General features: G+C 70.1%; 14 protein-coding genes and 3 pseudogenes. 8 read left to right on the top strand and 9 right to left on the bottom strand.

The genetic code is table 11. The annotated features are described in order from the left end of the window. Window positions 1–15: 15 nt before the first annotated feature. A complete protein-coding gene (locus H4281_RS09705) occupies window positions 16–1,485 on the bottom strand; it encodes an aldehyde dehydrogenase family protein (protein WP_182890535.1) in 1,470 nt (489 codons plus the stop codon). Between the two features lie 208 nt (window positions 1,486–1,693). Between H4281_RS09705 and dxs the strand changes: the two genes are divergently transcribed. Next, a complete protein-coding gene (gene dxs / locus H4281_RS09700) occupies window positions 1,694–3,610 on the top strand; it encodes a 1-deoxy-D-xylulose-5-phosphate synthase (protein WP_182890534.1) in 1,917 nt (638 codons plus the stop codon). A gap of 200 nt (window positions 3,611–3,810) precedes the next feature. On the opposite strand, the gene H4281_RS09695 is transcribed toward dxs, so the two are convergent. Then, entirely contained in the window at window positions 3,811–4,437 is a 627-nt protein-coding gene (locus tag H4281_RS09695; protein WP_182890533.1) for a hypothetical protein, read from the bottom strand. Between the two features lie 175 nt (window positions 4,438–4,612). On the opposite strand from H4281_RS09695, the pseudogene H4281_RS09690 reads away from it, so the two are divergent. Both H4281_RS09690 and H4281_RS09685 read left to right on the top strand, forming a co-directional pair. After that, a pseudogene (locus H4281_RS09690) lies at window positions 4,613–5,176 on the top strand (cupin domain-containing protein). A gap of 72 nt (window positions 5,177–5,248) precedes the next feature. After that, window positions 5,249–6,025, top strand: a pseudogene (locus tag H4281_RS09685) (LysR family transcriptional regulator); the annotation flags it as partial. Window positions 6,026–6,077: 52 nt separating this feature from the next. Here the strand turns inward: H4281_RS09685 and H4281_RS09680 are convergent. The 5 genes from H4281_RS09680 to H4281_RS09660 are packed head-to-tail and all read right to left on the bottom strand — an operon-like array spanning window position 6,078 to window position 12,970. Continuing rightward, window positions 6,078–7,526 (bottom strand): purine-cytosine permease family protein, encoded by a 1,449-nt coding sequence (locus H4281_RS09680; protein WP_182890532.1) that lies wholly within the window; start codon window positions 7,524–7,526, stop codon window positions 6,078–6,080. Continuing rightward, complete coding sequence (locus H4281_RS09675; RefSeq protein ID WP_182890531.1) at window positions 7,526–8,932, bottom strand: aminobutyraldehyde dehydrogenase; 1,407 nt, start codon at window positions 8,930–8,932, stop codon at window positions 7,526–7,528. The genes H4281_RS09680 and H4281_RS09675 overlap by 1 nt, the downstream gene beginning before the upstream one ends. Further along, window positions 8,929–10,572, bottom strand: coding sequence for a thiamine pyrophosphate-binding protein (locus H4281_RS09670; RefSeq protein ID WP_182890530.1), 1,644 nt, complete (start codon window positions 10,570–10,572; stop codon window positions 8,929–8,931). The genes H4281_RS09675 and H4281_RS09670 overlap by 4 nt, the downstream gene beginning before the upstream one ends. After that, entirely contained in the window at window positions 10,569–11,522 is a 954-nt protein-coding gene (gene speB, locus H4281_RS09665) for an agmatinase (RefSeq protein WP_182890529.1), read from the bottom strand. Before speB ends, H4281_RS09670 begins: the two co-directional genes overlap by 4 nt. Then, complete coding sequence (locus tag H4281_RS09660; protein ID WP_182890528.1) at window positions 11,519–12,970, bottom strand: sodium:solute symporter family protein; 1,452 nt, start codon at window positions 12,968–12,970, stop codon at window positions 11,519–11,521. The genes speB and H4281_RS09660 overlap by 4 nt, the downstream gene beginning before the upstream one ends. Before the next feature lie 106 nt (window positions 12,971–13,076). Here H4281_RS09660 and H4281_RS09655 point away from each other — a divergent pair, with 106 nt between their 5' ends. The 5 genes from H4281_RS09655 to H4281_RS09635 are packed head-to-tail and all read left to right on the top strand — an operon-like array spanning window position 13,077 to window position 17,143. Then, window positions 13,077–14,561 carry a PucR family transcriptional regulator gene (locus H4281_RS09655; protein ID WP_182890527.1) on the top strand — a complete coding sequence of 495 codons (1,485 nt, stop codon included), beginning with the start codon at window positions 13,077–13,079 and terminating at the stop codon, window positions 14,559–14,561. 59 nt (window positions 14,562–14,620) lie between these two features. Further along, entirely contained in the window at window positions 14,621–15,292 is a 672-nt protein-coding gene (locus tag H4281_RS09650) for a response regulator transcription factor (RefSeq protein ID WP_009075614.1), read from the top strand. Beyond that, window positions 15,289–16,413, top strand: coding sequence for a sensor histidine kinase (locus tag H4281_RS09645; RefSeq protein ID WP_182890526.1), 1,125 nt, complete (start codon window positions 15,289–15,291; stop codon window positions 16,411–16,413). The genes H4281_RS09650 and H4281_RS09645 overlap by 4 nt, the downstream gene beginning before the upstream one ends. A 44-nt stretch (window positions 16,414–16,457) precedes the next feature. Then, window positions 16,458–16,745, top strand: a complete 288-nt coding sequence (locus H4281_RS09640) for a type II toxin-antitoxin system Phd/YefM family antitoxin (RefSeq protein WP_182890525.1) — start codon at window positions 16,458–16,460, stop codon at window positions 16,743–16,745. Beyond that, window positions 16,742–17,143, top strand: coding sequence for a type II toxin-antitoxin system VapC family toxin (locus H4281_RS09635; protein ID WP_182890524.1), 402 nt, complete (start codon window positions 16,742–16,744; stop codon window positions 17,141–17,143). Before H4281_RS09640 ends, H4281_RS09635 begins: the two co-directional genes overlap by 4 nt. A 19-nt stretch (window positions 17,144–17,162) precedes the next feature. Here the strand turns inward: H4281_RS09635 and H4281_RS09630 are convergent. After that, window positions 17,163–17,714: pseudogene (locus H4281_RS09630) on the bottom strand (LysR substrate-binding domain-containing protein); the annotation flags it as partial. A 202-nt stretch (window positions 17,715–17,916) separates the two neighbouring features. Continuing rightward, a complete protein-coding gene (locus tag H4281_RS09625) occupies window positions 17,917–19,530 on the bottom strand; it encodes a PHP domain-containing protein (protein WP_182890523.1) in 1,614 nt (537 codons plus the stop codon). Window positions 19,531–19,594: the final 64 nt, after the last annotated feature.

Genomic DNA, 19,594 nt, shown 5'->3' with positions numbered 1-19,594 from the left:
GGTGGGGAGAGGGGATCAGCCGGAGAACCAGTGCTGGGGGCCGGGCTTCAGGTTCTGGTGGATGTGCTTGACCTCGGTGTATTCGGCCAGTCCGGTCGGGCCGAGCTCGCGGCCGAAACCGGACTGCTTGTAGCCGCCCCATTCGGCCTGCGGGAGGTACGGGTGGTAGTCGTTGATCCACACCGTCCCGTGCCGGAGCCGGTTCGCCACGCGCTGGGCGCGGGCGGCGTCCTGGGTGAACACGCCGCCGGCCAGGCCGTAGTGGGTGTCGTTGGCGATGCGGACGGCGTCGTCCTCGTCGGTGAATGTCTCCACGGTCAGGACTGGGCCGAAGGACTCCTCGACGACTGCGGTGCTGCCCTGCTGAACGTTGTCGAGGATCGTCGGCAGGTAGTAGAAGCCGTCCTGCAGCGCCGGGTCGTCCGGACGCTTCCCGCCGGTGCGCAGGACCGCGCCCTCCTCGATGGCGGTGGCGACGTAGCGCTCCACCTTCTCGCGGTGCGCGGCGGAGATGAGCGGCCCGGTCTCGGCGTTCTCGTCGAACGGCCCGCCGAGGCGGATCCGCTCCGCGCGCCGCACCAGTTCGTCCACGAACTCGTCGTGCCATTCCCGCTGGACGATGAGCCGCGCGCCGGCCGAGCAGACCTGCCCGGAGTGCAAGAACACCGCGGTCAGCGCGTAGTCGACAGCGGTTTCGAAGTCCGCGTCGGCGAACACGACGTTCGGGTTCTTGCCCCCGAGTTCGAGCGCGACCTTCTTCACCGTCGCCGCGGCGTTCGCCGCGATCACCCGTCCGGTGGCCAGCCCGCCGGTGAACGACACGAGGTCGACGTCCGGGTGCTCCGACAGCGGCGCACCGGCCGACGGACCCGCGCCGAGCACGAGGTTCGCGACGCCGCCGGGCAGTCCGGCCTCGGCGAGCAGCCGCATGAACAGGATCGAGGTGTGCGGGGTCAGTTCGCTCGGCTTGAGCACGAACGTATTGCCCGCAGCCAGGGCTGGGGCGATCTTCCACGCCGTCTGCAGCAGCGGGTAGTTCCACGGGGTGATGAGGCCGCAGACGCCGACCGGCTCGTGCACGATCCGGCTGAACGAGTCCGCGCTGCCGGTGTCCACGACCCGGCCCGCGTCGTTGCCCGCCAGCTTGCCGAAATAGCGCAGGCAAGCCGCGATGTCGCTCATGTCGTAGCGGCTCTCCACCAGGCGTTTGCCGGTGTCGAGCGATTCGGCGCGGGCGAATTCCTCGGCGTCGCGGTCGAGCAGGTCGGCCGCGCGCAGCAGCAGGTTTCCGCGCTCGCCCGCCGGGGTGGCGGGCCAGGGTCCGGTGTCGAACGCCCGGCGAGCCGCGGCGATGGCGGCCTCGGTGTCCTCCGCGGTCGCTTCGGCGACCTCGGCGACCAGGCTGCCGTCCGCGGGGCAGCGGATCTCGCGCCGCCCTCCCGCACGCGCGTCCACCCATTCGCCGCCGATGTACAAGTCCGCCATGGGGTCCTCTCGAGCTCGGGGTCCGTCCGGGATTATCACGGCCACGCGGGGTGACCGCGACTTGACTGACCGGCCTCGTGATCTTCCCCGCTCGTGGAGTTGCGTTTCCGCCGGAGCTGTGATCCGGGACGCGGGCGGCCGGACCGAGGTGGCGGCCGTCCGTAGACTGGCCGGAACCGGCGGAGGAAGAAACGGACGGGGTGGAGCGGTGACCATGCTGGACTCGGTGCACGGACCGGCGGACCTGAAGCGCATGAGCGTCGAGGACCTCGGGGAGCTGGCGGCCGAGATCAGGGACTTCCTCGTGGACAAGGTCCGCCGCAGCGGCGGGCACCTCGGTCCCAACCTGGGCGTCGTCGAGCTGACGCTGGCGCTGCACCGGGTGTTCGATTCGCCGCGCGACGCGATCGTGTGGGACGTCGGGCACCAGGCGTACGTGCACAAGATCGTCACCGGGCGGCACGTCGACTTCGACCTGCTGCGCCAGCAGGGCGGCCCCACCGGGTACCCGTGCCGCGGCGAGAGCGAGCACGACCTGGTCGAGAACAGCCACGCGTCCACCGCACTGTCCTATGTGGACGGCATGGCGAAGGCGTTCGAGCTGTCCGGGGGCCCGCGCAGGCACGCGATCGCGGTGGTCGGCGACGGTGCGCTCACCGGCGGCATGTGCTGGGAGGCGCTCAACAACATCGCCGGGCGCAAGGACCGTCCGGTCGTGATCGTGGTCAACGACAACGGCCGGTCGTACTCGCCGACCATCGGCGGCATGGCCGATCACCTGGCGTCGCTGCGGCTGCAGCCGGGCTACGAGCGGCTCCTGGACGGCGGTCGCGAACTGCTGCGCAGCACCCCGGTCGTGGGCAAGCCGATCTACGCCGCGCTGCACGCGGCCAAGGCGGGCATCAAGGACGCGCTGAGCCCGCAGGTGATGTTCTCCGACCTCGGCTTGAAGTACCTCGGCCCGGTCGACGGCCACGACCTGGTCGCGCTGGAGAAGGCGTTCCAGAGCGCGCGGGCGTTCGGCGGCTCAGTGATCGTGCACGTGGTCACCGAGAAGGGCCACGGCTACGCGCCCGCGGTGAACCACCAGGCCGACCAGATGCACCAGACCGACCCGATCGACCCGGAGACCGGACTGCCGCCGGTGAAGGGCCCCAGCTGGACCGGCGTGTTCGGCGACGAGCTGGCGAAGATCGGAGAGGAGCGCCAGGACGTCGTGGCGATCACCGCCGCGATGCTGCGCTCGACCGGGCTGGAAAAGTTCTCCGAGCGCTTCCCGGACCGCTGGTTCGACGTCGGCATCGCCGAACAGCACGCGGTGACGTCCGCGGCCGGGCTCGCGATGGGCGGCTGCCATCCGGTCGTCGCGCTGTACTCGACGTTCCTGAACCGGGCGTTCGACCAGGTGCTGATGGATGTCGCGCTGCACCGCCAGCCGGTAACGTTCGTGCTGGACCGCGCGGGCATCACCGGCCCCGACGGCCCGAGCCACCACGGCATGTGGGACCTGTCGCTGCTGGGCATGGTGCCGGGCATGCGCGTGGCCGCGCCGCGCGACCCGGGCACCCTGCGCGAGGAACTGCGCGAGGCGGTCGCGGTGCAGGACGGACCGACCGCGCTGCGGTTCTCGAAGGGCAGCGTCGGCCCGGACGTGCCCGCGGTGGAGCGGATCGGCACGGTCGACCTGCTGCGCCGCCCGTCGGGTTCGACGGACGTGCTGCTGGTCGCGGTGGGTCCGTTCGCGCAGCTGGCGCTGGAGGCCGCGGACCGCTTGGCGGACCAGGGCATCGGCGTGACGGTCGCGGACCCGCGCTGGGTGGTTCCGGTGCCCGCGGAGCTGGTCGCGCTGGCGGAACAGCACAAACTCGTAGTGACGGTCGAGGACAGCGGACGGCACGGCGGTTTCGGCTCAGCGCTGGCGGCGGTGCTGCGCGACGCCGAATGCGACGTCCCGCTGCGCGACCTCGCGGTGCCGCAGGCGTTCCACGACCACGGCACCCGGGCCGAAGTGCTGGACCGGATCGGCCTGACTGCCCAGGACGTGGCGCGGCGGATCACGGAGTGGGCTTCGGGCCGGCTGGGTGTCGATGTGGAGGAGACCGCGGGGGAGAAGCCGCGCGCTTGAGCGACGCGGGAAGAGTCTCGGCTGTCGCGGAGCGGGCTTCCCGTTGGCTGGGTGCCGAAGTGAATCCGGCTGCGGGGCGAGGCCGCGCCCATGATCGGGGCGGGCAGGAGAAACCTCGCGCCTGACCACTTGGACGGCGGGTTCCCGGAGCGGGAACCCGCCGTTTCGCTGTCTCGGCGAGGCCGCTCGCCCGGGTGCCGCTAACCCTCCGCTGGATCCTCGGCAGCGAAAGTCTGGTCGATGTCCGGAATCCAGTAGCAGATCTCCAGCGCCTTCAGCCGCGACATGTGCCAGACCTTCCGGCTGCTGCCCAGCGCTCCGGCCGCGCCGAGCAACGAGAGAGCGGCGGCCCCGGCGGCGACCACCCGATGCGGCCCGGTCGCGGTCTGGCCGAGTGCCACGACGACGGCCAGCGTGAAGGCGAAGGCGATGTTGCGCAGCATCACCGACTGCGCGCGCATCCGGACGATTTCTCCCGCAGCGTCCTTGTCGTGCAGTTCAGCCGCGGCGACGAGCAGCACCGGGTTGGCTTGGACGTAAGGGCGGTCGCGCGCCTGCGGGACCCCGGCGATGAACTCCTGCCGCGCGTCCTCCGCGTCCCGGCGGGGACGGAGTCGCTCCAACTGCGCGGCCAGCGGGTGGAAGAGGTGCCCGAGCAGATAACTGGCCACCACGGCACCGGCCACCAGAAGCGCGCCCGGTGCGGACGTCAGTGCCGCGACGTGTACTACGCCCAGGCGGTCGAGTACGTAGACCAGCAGCGACAGTTGGACCGCTCCGGGCACGGCGAAGCTGAACAGGTCGAAGATGCCGACTGCGAACGTCACGAATCGCCTCCAGGACAAGGGGTTCCGGGATCTTCCCACAGAAGGTCCGCGTGCGTACCAGGTTTGCTCATCGCTGCGCGCGATAGCAGTGATCCGCGCTGGGACCTTTCCGTTCTCCGCGTTCCCGGAATAATCAGGGACGGCGGATTGCTCAGTTCCGGGAAAGGCGGAAAGAATGTCGGAAATCAGCAGGCGCGGTGCGCTCGGGGCGGGTGCGGGAATCGCTGCGGCGACTGCGCTCGGGGCGGCTGGAACGGCGCGGGCGAGCACTGGGAAACCAGTGAACCCGACGTATGTCTTCCCGCTCGCCGCATCCGCGCCCGCGGTCCATGACGGCGGGACTTTACGGGGGGCGCATGAGAAGAACTTTCCGGTCTTGGCTGGTCAGCAAGGGTCGGTGTATTTGGTCCATCTCGACCCCGGTGGCGTGCGCGAACCGCATTGGCATCCGTCCGCATAGGAGCTGAACTATATCATTTCAGGCAAGGCGGACTGGAGCATTCTCGGCACACCCGAGGACGGTAGCTACCAGAATGCGGTTTTCAGAGCGGGAGCAGGAGAACTCGTCTTCGCGCCGCAAGGGTTCTTTCACTATTTCGCGAATTCCAGCAGCGCCGAAGGCCTGGACGTGCTCGTCATGTTCAACACCAGCACCGGGGAGCAGAACGACGACATCGGCATCGTCGGCACGCTGAACTCGTTGCCGCGCGAGAGCCGAAGGATCTTAAGCCGGTGGTGATCACGCGCCGGCGGTAGTGGCAGTGGCCACACCTGGTACACGGTCGCATACCGAGAGTGGTACTCCGGGGCAGTGATCGATCCGGTGCTGCTGCGCACTTTTCTCGCTGTGGCCGAGGCGGGCGGGTTCTCCGAAGCCGCCCGCAGGCTGGAGCTCGGGCAGTCGACGGTGAGCCAGCACGTCCGCCGCCTCGAAACGGCGCTCAGTTGCGTGTTGTTCGAACGAGATACGCACAGCGTGCGGCTCACCGGCGACGGCGAGACGATGACCGGTTTCGCTCGCGGCATTCTTGCTCAGCAGGACCGCGCACTGCGCTATTTCTCCCGGCCGGGCCCGCGCGGGCGGGTCCGGTTCGGAGTGTGCGAGGACTTCCTGCTCGGCCACGCCGCGGACGTGCTCGGCCGGTTTCGCGGCGCGCATCCGGGGATCGACCTCGAACTGTCGGTCGAGCTGAGCGAGGTGCTGCATTCCCGGCTCGCCGACGGAGACCTCGACCTGGTGCTCGCCAAGCGCGATTCCGGACAGGGTTTGCGGCGCGACCCGCTCGTGTGGGTGGGCGCGCCCGGGCTGGACCTGGTCCCGGGCGAGCCAGTGCCGCTAGTGCGTTACCCGGAGCCGAGCGTCACCCGGGCACGCGCGTTGAACGCCTTGCGCCGCAACGGTGTGCAGTGGCGGATCGGCTGTGTCAGCGAGCGGCTCAACGGCCTGCGAGTCGCGCTCGAAGCCGGGCTCGGCATCGGCCTGTTCGCGGAATCCGTTGTCCCGGACGGGCTGGTCCCGATCGCGGGGATGCCCGATCCGGGCTCGGTGACGTTCGTGCTGAGCCGCCGGGGAACGGCACGCGGTCCGGCCGCGGCGTTGGCGGACGCGATCCTGTCCGCACAGTGGAGCCGCCCGCCGCTCACGCTTCGGCAGCCACCGCTTCCGCAGCGACAGCCGGCGAAGGCCCGAACACCTCCCGAGGCTCCGGGAACACCTTCACCAGCACCGGATACGCCACCGCGGCCGTGCACAGCGTCACCACCAGGCTGATGTCCACGCCGCCCGCGATGCCCGCCAGCGGTCCGGTGATCATCGGCGTGTTCGCGCACAGCAGGCCCAGTCCGGTGGCCGGGATCCAGGCCGCCATCGCGCGCCAGTTGACGCCCCGGTGGAACCAGTACCGTCCGCCGGTGCGGCCCTCGTTGAACACTTGCAGGTCAGCCGGGTCGTAATAGCCGCGGCGCTGCACGTAGCCGATCATCATGATCACCATCCACGGCGACGTGCACAACACGATCAGCGTCGCGAACGCGTTGATGCTGGACGCCATGTCGAGCACGAAATTGCCGACGAAGATGAACAGCACGCTCAGCGTCCCGATCAGCAGCGTCGCCCGAACGCGGGACAGGCGCGGGAAGATCGAGCTGAAGTCCAGGCCGGTGCCGTACAGCGCGGTGGTGCCGGTGGACAATCCGCCGATCAGCGCGACCGCGATCAGCGGGATCGCGTACCAGAGCGGGGAAATCGCGGTCAGGCCGGTGACGTAGTCGGCCGGGTCGGCGACCAGGGTCGCGGTCGCGATGCCGAAGCCGAACGGCAGCAGCGTCGCCAGTTGCGCGAGGAACGGCGCGGCCAGCAGCGAGCGGCGCGAGTGGGTGGCGGGGATGTAACGCGACCAGTCGCCGAGGAACGCGCCGAACGAGATCGGGTTCGCCATCACCGTCAGCACGGCGAGAATCCACGTCGGCCAGAACGTGCCGAGCGCGAAGTCGCCGCTGCCAGTGAAGGACGGGTCGAACGAGCCCCCGTAGGCGAAGATCCCGACCAGCATGATGAGCGTGCCCAGGGTTACCGCGACGCGGTTGACCAACAGCATGAAGCGGTAGCCGTAGATGCACACGACGAGTACGGCGATCGCGATCACGCCGTACGCGACCGCGCGCAGCACGGGGCCGCCGTCGATGCCGAAAAGCCGCTGTGCCGCACCGGCTACCGCGTCACCGCTCACCCACACCGAGATCGCGAAGAAGGTGATCGCGGTGAGCAGCGACAGGAACGAGCCGACGCACCGGCCGACCACGCCGAAGTGCGCGCCGGACGAAACCGCGTTGTTGGTCCGGGTGACCGGGCCGAACAGGGCCATCGGGGACAGCACGAGCGCGCCGAGCACCACGCCCACCACGGTCGCGGCGAGCGCGGCCCAGAAGCTCAGCCCGTACGCGATCGGCAGCGTGCCCAAGATGATCGTGGCGAACGTGTTGGCCCCGCCGAACGCGAGCCGGAACAGGTCGCGCGGCCGGGACGTCTGCTCGGCGGGCGGGATCGGCGCGATGCCGTGCTGTTCGACCTCGGTGACTTTGCCGCTCATCACTCGAACCTCGTCATCACGTGCTTGACGCGGGTGTACTCGGCGAACGAGTACGCCGAGAGGTCCTTGCCGTGCCCGGAGTGGCCGAACCCGCCGTGCGGCATCTCGGCGGTCAGCGGGCCGTGCGTGTTCACCCACACGCAGCCGAAATCGAGGTCGCGCGACACCCGGGCGACGCGGGCGACGTCGTTCGTCCAGACCGAAGAAGCCAGGCCGTAGGGGACGCCGTTGGCCAGCTCCAGCGCTTCCGTCTCGTCGGCGAACGACTGGACGGTGATGACCGGCGCGAAGACTTCCTCCTGGACCAGTTCGTCGTCCTGCCGGAGGCCGGACACGACGGTCGGCGCGAGCTGGAAGCCCGGTCCGGTCGCGGTGCCGCCGGTTTCGACGCGGGCGTGCGACGGCAGCCGCTCCAGCAGGCCGAGCACGCGGTCGAGCTGGGCGCGGCTGTTGAGCGGGCCGTAGTCGACGTCCGGACGACGCGTGGCGGCCGTTTTCGTCAGTGCGGCAACGAACTCGTCGTGGACGCTCTCGTGCACCAGCACGCGGCTGCCCGCGGTGCAGTCCTGTCCGGCGTTGTAGAACGCGGCGTCGGCGATCCGCTCGGCGGTGTCGGCGAGGTCGGTGTCCGGGAAGACCAGCAGGGGAGCGTTGCCGCCCAGTTCCAGGTGGGTGCGCTTGAGATCGGCCGCGGCGACGGTCGCCACGTCGATGCCGGCGCGCGTCGAGCCGGTGATGGACACCAGGTCGGTGTGCGGGTGCCGGACCAGCGCACGGCCGGTTTCCCGGTCGCCGCACACGACGTTGAACACGCCCGGCGGCAGGGATTCCGCCGCGATTTCGGCCAGCAGCACCGCGGTGGACGGCGTGGTTTCCGCCGGCTTGAGCACCACGGTGTTGCCCGCGGCGAGCGCCGGGCCGATCTTCCAGACGGCCATCATCAGCGGGTAGTTCCACGGCGCGATCTGCGCGCACACGCCGATCGGCTCGCGGCGGATCACCGACGTGTGCCCGGCCAGGTATTCGCCCGCGCCGGTGCCTTCGAGCTGCCGCGCGGCACCGGCGAAGAACCGCAGTGTGCTCACGCATTCCGGGATTTCCTCGTCCAGCATGACCGCACGGACCTTGCCGGTCTCGCGGACCTCGGCGGCGGCGAACTCTTCCGCGCGGGCTTCCAGCGCGCCGGCGATCTTGAGCAGGGCTTCCTGGCGCTGCGCGGGAGTGCTGCGCCGCCACGACTGGAACGCGCGCGCCGCCGACTCCATCGCGAGATCGATTTCGTTCCGCCGGGAAACGACGCTGGTGCCGAAAACCTTGCCGGTGGCCGGGTTCGTCAGTTCGAGGGTCGCCTCGGTGTCGGGCGTGTCGACCAAAGCGCCGCCGACGAAGTTGCGGACGTAGGTCATGAGTGCTCCAAGTGGGTTGGGGCGAACATCTTCAGCAGTGCGGGAAGCACGACGACCGACGGGCCGGGGGTGCGCAGCGCGTCGGCGAGATCGGCGCGGACAGTGTCCGCAGCGGTCTTTCGGGCGGGGATGCCGAACGATTCGGCCAGCGCGACGAAATCCGGCCGCGGCAGTTCGGTCGCGGTGCTCTGGCCGAACGCGCCGGTGAGGTATTCGCGCAGGATGCCGTAGCCGCCGTCGTCGACGACCAGCCAGGTCACGTCGAGCTGGTGCTGCACGGCGGTGGCCAGTTCGGCCAGCCCGTACATCGCGCCGCCGTCGCCGGACACGGCCAGCGATCGCACACCGGCCGCGGCAGCGCCGAGCGCGCCGGGAAGGCCGTAGCCGAGGCCGCCCGCACCCTGCGCGGTGTGGATCGGCGCTCCGTCGGGATTCCACACCGACCACGCCCAGTAGGCCGCGATCGTCATGTCCCAGAAGGTCTGCGTGTCTTCGGGAAGCGCGGCGCGGATGTCCTCGAGCAGCTTCCGTTCAAGCGCGAGCGGCTGACTGTCCAACCTGGACTCAACGCGCGCGAGCAGGTCCTTCACCGCCGCTTCGGCTCGTCCGTCCGCAGTACGCGGCGTGAGCTGATCCAGCAACGCGCGGAGGGTGTGCCGGACGTCGGCGTGCAGCGCGAGCGCGGGGTAGTTCGACTCCAGTTTTCCGAGATCCGCTTCCACCTGCACGACCTGGCCGCGCGGCGCGAACTCGCGGTAGTTGCTGGACAGTTCGCCCAGCCCGGAGCCGAGCACCAGCAGGACGTCGGCGGCGGAGAGGAATTCCGTGGTGTGCCAGTCTTCCATCCACGATTGCGCGGACAGCTCGTGGTCCCAGGCGAAAACGCCCTTGCCGCCGAACGTCGACACCACCGGCGCGCGCAGGGTTTCGGCGAGCTGGCGCAGTTCGTCGTGCGCTCCGGAACGCAGCGCGCCGCCGCCGGCGAGGATCACCGGATTCTTCGCTTCGTCGAGGAGTTTCGCGGCCTCGGCCACCAGCTCCGGCAACGGTTCGAGCGGCGCCGGAGCCGCGGTCACCGACGTCAGCCGCGGCAGGTTCGCCGGGGCGAGCAGCACGTCCTGCGGGATTTCCACCCACACCGGCCCGTACGGCGCGGTCGCGGCGGATTCCCACGCCTCGCGCAGCGCGGTCGGGATCTGACTGATCGACCGGACCACGTGCACCGACTTCACGATGTCGCGGAAGCTGGCCTGCTGGTCGGTGAGTTCGTGCAGGTAACCATGGCGTCCGCCGCCGAGCCCGGCGACCGGGACCTGGCTCGAGATGCCGAGCACCGGCACCGATGCCGCGCGCGATTCCTGCAGCGACGCAAGCGTGAGCAACGCACCGGGGCCGGTCGACACGATCATCGGCGTGACCGGCACCGGGCCGTGCGGATCGGCGGCGAGCCGGGCGCGCGCGTGGCCGTCCGCGGCGAAGGCGAGATTGTTCTCCACTCGCGAGCTGACCACGCGCAGGTCTTCAGCGCGGCGCAGAGCCTCGAACAGGCCAAGCGCGTGCTGTCCGGGCAGGCCGAACACGGTGTCCGCGCCGAGCGCCCGCAGCGTCTCTACGACAACGTCGCCGCCGATCCGGGTCATGCGCTGCGTCCCAGCGCCAGCAGGCTGACCAGGTCGTAGGCGACGTGCGATGCGGCGACGGCGGTGATCTCGGCGTGGTCGTAGGCCGGGGCCAATTCCACGACGTCCGCGCCGACCAGGTTGAGCCCGCGCAGACCGCGCAGGATCTCCAGCAGTTCGCGGCTGGTCATACCGCCCGCCTCGGGCGTGCCGGTGCCGGGCGCGTGCGCGGGGTCGAGCACGTCGATGTCCACGGACACGTACAGCGGACGGTCGCCGATGCGCTGGCGAAGCGCGTCCACGGTCTCGTCGATGCCGCGGCGCAGTACGTCGCCGGAGGTGACGATGCCGAAGCCAAGGCGACGGTCTTCTTCGAGGTCGCGCTTGCCGTACAGCGGGCCGCGCGTGCCCACGTGCGACACGGCGCTGGTGTCGAGGATGCCTTCTTCGACTGCGCGACGGAACGGCGTGCCGTGCGTGTACGGCTCGCCGAAGTAGGTGTCCCAGGTGTCGAGGTGAGCGTCGAAGTGAAGCAGCGCAACGGGGCCGTGCTTCTTCGCCGCCGCGCGCAGCAGCGGGAGCGCGATGGTGTGGTCACCGCCGACAGTCACTAGCTTCGTCTCGCCCGCAGTGAGCGTTTCGGCTTCCTGCTGCAGCTTTTCGATCGCTTCACCGATGTGGAACGGGTTGACCGCTATGTCGCCAGCGTCGACGACCTGCTTCTCCGCGAACGGCGAAACGTCCAGACCTGGGTGGTACGGCCGCAGCAGGCGGCTCGCCTCGCGAAGCGCCGAAGGACCGAACCGCGCGCCGGGACGGTAGGACACGCCGGAGTCGAACGGCACGCCGACCACGGCTACGTCGGCGCTCGGCACTTCGTCGATCCGCGGCAGCCGCGCGAAGGTCGCGAAGCCGGCGAAACGCGGGATCTGCGACGAGTCGAGCGGGCCGACCGGACGCTGTTCACTCACTGGGTCAACTCCTGTCGGGTTTCGGATGCGCTGAGATCTTCAGCGGCTTCGGAACCATGAAGACGTTGTGTCCACACGGAAAGAATGCTGTCCGGCGTACGCGGTGTCGCGAGACTGACACCGACGTACACGACCAGGCTGACGCCGAGCCCCCAATAAATCGGACTGTTGGCCGCGACCCCGTCGATGATCATGAAGGCGATGACGGACACCGTGCCAGCCACCATCGACGCGTACGCGCCTTCGCGAGTACCACGCTTCCAGAACAACGCGCCGACGATCGTGACGAGCAGGCCGCCGACGAGGATGTCGTACGCGATGGTGAGCGCGTTGACGACGTCGTCCACGAGCATTGCGATACCGATGGCCACGATGCCCAGCACAAGTGTCGTCACTCGGTTACGCAAGACCTCGCCACTCTTAAGGCCGATCTTGCGGAACAGGTCCGAAGTCGTCGTGGTGGCGCACGCGATGAGCGCGCCGCTCGAAGTCGACATCAGCGCCGAGAGCGCCGCAGCGAGCACGAGACCGCGTACGCCGGTGGGCAGCAGCCGTTCGGCGATGGTGGCAAAGGCGTCCTGCGCGCTGCCGAGGTCCGGGTACAGCACCTTCGCCGCCGTACCGATCAGCGCGCCCGCGATGCCGTAGACGAGGCAGTACACGCCGGAGATGACGCCGCCGCCGGTCGCGACGCGCGGGGTGCGCGCGGTGAACACGCGCTGCCAGATGTCCTGCCCGATCAGCAACCCGAACGTGTAGATCAGGAAGTAAGTCAGGATCGTCTCGCCGCCGATCGAGGTGAACTCGAAGTACGACGCGTCCAGTTTCTCGGCCATCCCGCTGAAGCCGCCCGCCGAGACGAGCGCGACCGGGAGCAGCACGAACAGGATGCCGATCGTTTTGATCACGAACTGCGCGATGTCGGTCAGCGTGATCGACCACATGCCGCCGAGCACCGAGTACAGCACCACGATCGACCCGCCGATCGCGATCCCGGCCCAGCTCGGGATCGAGAACAGCACCTTGAAGATCGACGCGAACGCCAGTGTCGAGGTGACCGTGAGCATCAGCGTGTAGCCCCACATCACCACGCCGGACACCGCGCTGGCGCGGCCGCCGTAGCGCAGGTCGAGCATCTCGCCGACGGTGTAGACGCGCAGTTTCACCAGCCGCCGCGCGAAAACCGCGTGCAGCACCAGGATGCCGACGCCGATCGTGATCACCAGCCACGCGCCGGAGATGCCGTAGGTGTAGCCGAGTTTCACGCCGCCGACGGTCGACGCGCCGCCGAGCACGACGGCCGACATCGTGCCGGAGTACATGAACCAGCCGAGCCGCCGTCCGGCGACCAGGTAGTCGGATTTCGTCTTGGCCAGCCGGAGGCCGATCCAGCCGACCCCGATCATGCCCGCGATGTACAGCGCGATCACCGCATAGTCGCCGCCCACGGGTCCTCCTTGAAACGGGGTGGGTTCTTGCGGGACACCGTAGGGTCGGGCGACCCCGCGGCGGCATGGGACGATGTATCCAGGACTTCGCCGAAGATTGGTTGAAATGACCCAGCAGGACGTGCTGTTGCCCGCAGAGGTGACAGTCCCACTACGCACCGTCGCGGGCAACCCGGAGCTGGCGCTCGATGTGGTGCCCGAAACGTTGCGTCCAGGCGCCCTGGACCGGCCGGTGCGGTGGGCGCACGTGAGCGAACTGGCCGACCCCGCGCCGTACCTGGTGGGTGCCGAACTCGTGCTGACCGCGGGCGTGAACCTGCCGAAGGACGCCGACCGGTACGTCCGGGGACTGCGCGACGCGGGCGTCACCGCACTCGGCTTCGGCCTCACCCCGACAGTCTCGGAAACCCTGCCGTCCTCGCTGCGCGACGCCTGCGTGGAGCACGGCCTGCCGCTGCTGGTCGTGCCACCCGCGACGCCGTTCCTGGCGATCAACCGCGCCGTCGCCGTCGCGCTCGCCGAAGCGGGACGACACGAAGAACGGCGACTGGCGGAAGGTCGCGAAGCGCTGACGCGAGCCGCGGGCGGCGGCTTGGGGGAGTTGGTCGCCGCGCTCGCCGGACGCTTGCGCGGATGGGTCGCGATGGTCGGTGCCGGGGACGTACTCGCCGCGGGCTACGACGCGCCGCAGCCGTTGCCGTCGCCGGTGAAGGAACTGCTCGCGACCTTGCGCGCTCGCTCCGGAATCCGCATCGCCTCCACCGAATTGCCGGACGGCACCCACGTTGTCGCGCAACCGGTCTATCCGCAGGCGACCGCCGCGCACCTGGTCGTGGCCGGCCGCGCGCAACGGTTCGACAGCGGGGACCGGGCGATCCTGGCCGTCGGCGCGGCGCTGCTGGGACTCGTCGGCCGCGCCGGATCGGACAGTGCGGAACTCGGCGCCGCGGCGACCGCGTTGCTGCTCGGCGGCCCCGGTGCGGACGCGCTCGCCGGAGTCGTCGGCAGCGACCAGGCCCGGCTCGTCGCCGGAGTCGCCCGCCGACGGGGTCCGGACGCGCTGGCCCGGCGGCCGGACTGGCTGCGCGCCCGGCTCGACACCCCGCTGGTCCAGGTCCTGCCCGGCCCCCGGTTCTACGCCATCGCAAGCGAGCCCACCGACCTGGACGGTCTCCTGGAACACGGCTGGCTCGCGGTGGCCAGCCCGCCGCACCCCGCCGCCGGCCTGCCCGCCGCCGTCGCGGAAACCGAACTGCTGCTCGCCCGCGCCCGCGCACTGGCTCGTCCGCTGGCCGCCAGCGCCGACCCGCTCGGCTTCGACGACCTGATCCCGCCCGCCGCGGCAGGCGCGTTCGCCGAACGCCTGCTGGCCCCGCTGCGGGAACTGGACCGCGCGCACGGCCGCGAGCTGGTGCCGACCCTGCGGACGTGGCTGGCGCACCACGGCAGCTGGGACCGGACCGCCGCCGAACTCGGCGTGCACCGCAACAGCGTGCGGCACCGGATCGGGCAGGCGGAACGGGCGCTGGGGACGGAGCTGGCCGATCCGGAAACGCGGATGCGACTGTGGTTCGCGTTGCGGTGGGGCTGAACGCGAGTGTCCACTCAGGCTTCTCAGGTGCTCTCAGGAAACTATGGGATTGTGGTCTGGTGCGAGTTCTGGTAGTCGAAGACGAAGAGCCGTTGGCCGACGCGATCGCCCGCGGGCTGCGGCGGGAGGGCATGGCCGTCGACATCGCGCTCACGGGCGACGACGGGCACGAGAAGTCGTCCGTCACGCGGTACGACGTGGTGCTGCTCGACCGCGACCTGCCCGGGATGTCCGGCGACGACCTGTGCCGCGAGATCGTGACGTCCGGCGAGCTGACGCGCGTGCTGATGCTGACCGCGAGCAGTTCGGTGTCCGACCGGGTGGACGGGCTGTCGCTGGGCGCGGACGACTATCTCGCCAAGCCGTTCGCCTTCCCGGAGCTGGTCGCGCGCGTGCGGGCACTGGGCCGCCGCGCGACGCCCGCCGCGCCGCCGCTGCTCACCGCGGGCGACGTCGAGCTGGATCCGGCGAAGCGCACCGTCCGGCGCGCGAGCGGGCCGGTCGAGCTGACCCGCAAGGAGTTCGGCGTGCTCGAGGTGCTGCTGTCCGCCGGGGGTTCGGTGGTGAGCAGCGAGGAACTGCTCGAACGGGTGTGGGACGAGAACGCCGACCCGTTCACCACGACGGTCCGGGTCACCGTGATGACCTTGCGCAAGAAGCTCGGCGAACCGGGCATCATCGAGACCGTGGTCGGCTCGGGCTACCGGGTGTCGGTCGCCGGTTCCGAGTGAAGCTTCCCGGCGCCCGCAGCCTGCGGGTGCGCGTCACCGTCCTGGCGACCGTCCTGGTCGCCGCGGCGGGGTTGCTGCTGCTGTGGCTGGCGTGGACGCTCGTCGGCGACGCGGTCGACGCCGTGCCGCACATGCCGCCGGGCACCATCGTGCGGGTCGACGGCATCGACGTGGACGCGTCCACGCTCGCGCAGCACCTGCGCACCCACGCGGTCACCCGGGTGCTGATCTTCGGCTCGCTGGCCTTCTGCTTCGTGGTGGCCGCGGCGGCGATCCTGGCCTGGACGTTCACCTCCCGCGTGCTGCGTCCGCTGCGCGAGATCACCGGGACCGCGCGACGGCTGTCGATCGAGTCGATGGGGGAGCGCATCGGCGAGATCCGCTCGCGCGACGAACTGGCCGAGCTGGCCAAGACGTTCGACGACATGCTCGACCGGCTGCAGGACGCGTTCGACTCGCAGCGGCATTTCGTGGCCAACGCGAGCCATGAATTGCGCACCCCGCTGTCGGTGATCCGCACGGAATTGGACGTGACGCTGTCCGACGAACACGCCGACGAGGCCGAATTCCGCCGGATGGCCGGGGTCGTGCTGGACGCGACGAACCGGGCAGGGCAGCTGGTGAATTCGTTGCTGCTGCTGGCGCGCACCGACGGAGCCGGTCTCGTGACGCGGGAACTGGTCGACCTGACCGTGCTCGTGGAACGGGCTTGGTCCGCGGTCCGCGGCGAGGCTGAACAACGCGGCCTGCGCGCGGATTTCGCGATGCAGCCGTCCCCGGCGATCGGGGATCCCGCTCTGCTGGAACGGATCGCGGGAAACCTGGTCGAAAACGCGGTGCGGCACAACGTCGACGGAGGCTGGATCGAGGTGACGACGGAGCCGGGCGCGCACTGGTCGACGTTGCGGGTGCGTTCGTCGGGCGGGCTGCTGGACCCGGCGGCGGTGCCGGAACTGTTCCAGCCGTTCCGCCGCGCCGGGGTGGCCCGGACGGCGCGTTCCGGTGCGGGACTGGGGCTTTCGATCGTGCGGGCGGCGGTGCAGGCGCACGGCGGGACGGTGTCGGCGGAGCCGGTGGTCGGCGGCGGGCTGGCGGTGACGGTGCGGCTGCCCACCGCGTAGCGACCCCGTAGCACCTTTTCAAGGAAGGTGCTACATTAGTCTTCATGGGGCACAGTATCGGACAGCGGGAACTGCGCAACGACAACGCGGAGATCATGCGCCGCGTCGCGGCGGGCGAGATGTTCACCGTGACTCGCAACGGAAAACCTGTCGCCGACCTGGTGCCGCACCGAGCACCGGAAGAACCGCCGCGGAACCGGACGCTCGGCGAAATCCAGGAAGCTTTCCGCGGGCTGCCGCCGATGGACAGCGCCGAATGGCGGCGCGAGCGGGACGCCGATGACGCTGTCTTCGGCGCCGACCGCCTGGGTGAGCCAGGCGAAGACCAGTGACCGTCCCGGCTCGCGTCCTGCTTGACACCTCTGTGGTCATCGACCTCGAACGGCTGGACTTGGGCTCGTACGCGTCCGCAGTGCCCGCAGTCAGTTCGGTGACCATCGCGGAGCTGGCTTACGGCCTCGCCACCGACGATCCCATCCGGCTCGGGGAACGGGTCGAGCGCTACCACACCGCCCTCGAACAGTTCGTGGTGCTGCCGTTCGCCGTCAACGAGGCCAAGATGTACGGCACGGCCGCCGCGCTGGTCCGCCGGTTCGGCCGGGATCCGCGTCCCCGCCGGATGGATTTGCAGATCGCGGCGACGGCGGCAGTGCAGCGGATCCCGTTGCTCACCAGGAATCCCAAGGACTACGTCGGGCTCGACCGGCTGCTCACCGTTATCGACGTCTGACGCGGGCCGCCGACAGTCCTCATTGGACCGGACGCCCCGCCTCACCGAACTCGCGGACGCAAAAATCCGTGAGTGCCTTCAGCGCCGCCGTGGTCTGCCCGCCCCGGACGCAAGCGAGCACCACCGCGTTCTCCGGCAGCTCGTCCGCGATCCGCCGGTAGATCAGCGGCAGCCCGTCGTAAGTCCGGTCGCCGTGCGGCCTGCCCACCAGCACCGAATAGCCCAGCCCGCGCGCGACCATGGCCCGGATGGTCTCGACGTTGGCCATGCTCCAGCCGGCGACCGGTTCGACGCCCGCGTGCCGCATCAGGTTTTCGGCCAGATCGCGTGCGGGGCGCAGGGAAGTCAGGATGGCCGGCTCGTCGCTGAGTTCCGCGAGGGCGATCTCGTCGCGGTCGGCGAGGCGGTGGTTCGCGGGCAGCATCAAGCGCAGCCGGACCGGGGCGATGCGTACGTGGTCCAGCCCGCGGCGCAGATGGGCGGAATACAGCAGGCACGCGTCGATGTCGCCGTCGGCCAGTTGCTGCTGCAGTTCGTCGGACGGGCCTTCGGCGATTTCCAGCCGCAGCGCGGGATGCGCGCGTGCGGTTCACCGGGGCTTCCCTGTGCTACCAAGGCGCTTCGACGCTGTGGGCGGGCTTCGCCCCGGCGATCGCGACCAGCCTTGTGCTCGCGGCGGGGGCGGGACGACGTTGCTGGGCACTCGCGAGGGGAGGGAGCGTGAGCTGTCGTGAGTGGCAATCCCGGTTAGAACCGGGATTGCCACTCACGACCTACCGGACGGCCACAAACGTAGGATTCCCGTACAGCCACAGGTCCTCATACGGATCAGCCTGCCCGATCACGTCCATCGCCGGCTCGATCCCGCCTGCGACGTGCCGCTTCCCGTCCGTCCCGCGCACCCGGACGTAGAACGGCTCCCGCACGTTGCGGAACGTGTGCTTGAACGTCACCCGCCGTCCCGCGTAGCCGCGCGAAGGCGTGAACGACTCGACCACGCGCGTACCCGGCGCAGCCATCGTGTCGCGATCCGCCGCCGGGCCGGTGACCGGACCGGAGATCAGGTCCAGCCGACCGAGGCGCGGCACCGAACCCGATCCGTTCGGCCGGTACGCGGTCACCGCGGACACCACGACCGTCACCGTCGAACCACGCCGCACGCGCAGCCGTCCGCCGAAGGTCGCGCAGTCGCCGCCGCCGAACACGCCGACTTCCAGCTGCTGCACCAAACCGCCGTGAGACAGCCAAATCCGGCCCGCGCGCAGACCCTCCAGCACGCCCTCGAAGCCCGGCCGGCGCACGCCGACCACGGTGCGGCTGAACTCGCCGGGGTAGAAATCCGCGTACGGCGCGGACAATTGCGGGACCCCGCTGTCGACCGGGTCCGGGTACTTGCCGGTCTGCTCGTACCAGCCGTCCGGCACCGACGGGCGCACCAGCTGGTCGCCGCGGTTGTAGTGCGAATCGGAGTTCGTGGTGATCCACCACGGTTTACCTTCGGCCAGCAGGGAATCCCAGAGCCCGCCGACCTTCGCGGTGGTCCAGTCCCAGCCGCCGAACGTGCGGTACGCCTCGGCCGGGAAACCGGGCCACGAGTCCGCGCCGGGGTTGTTGGCGTAGCCGCCGCGCGCGCCGCCATTGCCTTGCGGCTTGGGGAATCCGTCGGCCTGCGCGCCGGGCGCGCCTTCCATGCCGATCACGATTCCGGGTGCGGTGTCGCGGTAATTGCGCAGTTCGTGCGGCGACACGCGCCCGTTGCGCAGCGGGTGGTTGATCAGCACGACCGGCGCGTGGATCCGGCGCTTGCGTTCCTGCTCGGCGAGCCACCGCAAACCCTTGAGCGCCAACGCTTCGTGCTCCGGGCTGGAGGACTCGGAACCGGTCAGCCGCCAGTCGAAACCGCGCTCGAACTCGCGCAGCACGGTGGCCTGGTCGCGGCCGGCCTGGAAGAACAGCGTCGCGTGCTCCGCGCCCGGCACGTTCCACTCCATGCCTTGCCACAGCAGCAGATCCGGATGCCTCCGCTGCGCGGCGAGCACATCGTGGCTGGTCGGCTCCACCGACGACTTCTCGTGCGTCGCGTGCCCGTGATCGGTGAAGACAATCCACTTCGCGCCGTGTTCGCGCGCTCCGGAGGCGATCCGGTCGATCGTGTACATCGCGTCGTACGAGTACTGGCTGTGCGTGTGGTGATCGCCGACGACCCACTGGTAGCGGCGGCCGAACAGCCAGTCGAGATCGATCCCGAGGTCGAGCCCCAGATCGAGGCCCGCGGCGTCGGCCTGGCCCGGGGCCAGCACCGGGACTCCGGCCGCGACAGCGCCCGCCAGCCCCGCGCGCTTGAAGAATCCGCGACGGCCGACGCCGCCCGGGTTCGTGCTGTTCATCCTGCTCCTGACCTGCTCGAACGATTCGGCAGGACGCTATGGGGCAGCGGTGAACGGCTGGTGC

Source organism: Amycolatopsis dendrobii (assembly GCF_014145675.1).
Taxonomy (GTDB): Bacteria; Actinomycetota; Actinomycetes; order Mycobacteriales; family Pseudonocardiaceae; genus Amycolatopsis; species Amycolatopsis dendrobii.
This window is presented reverse-complemented; position numbering and strand designations above follow the sequence as displayed.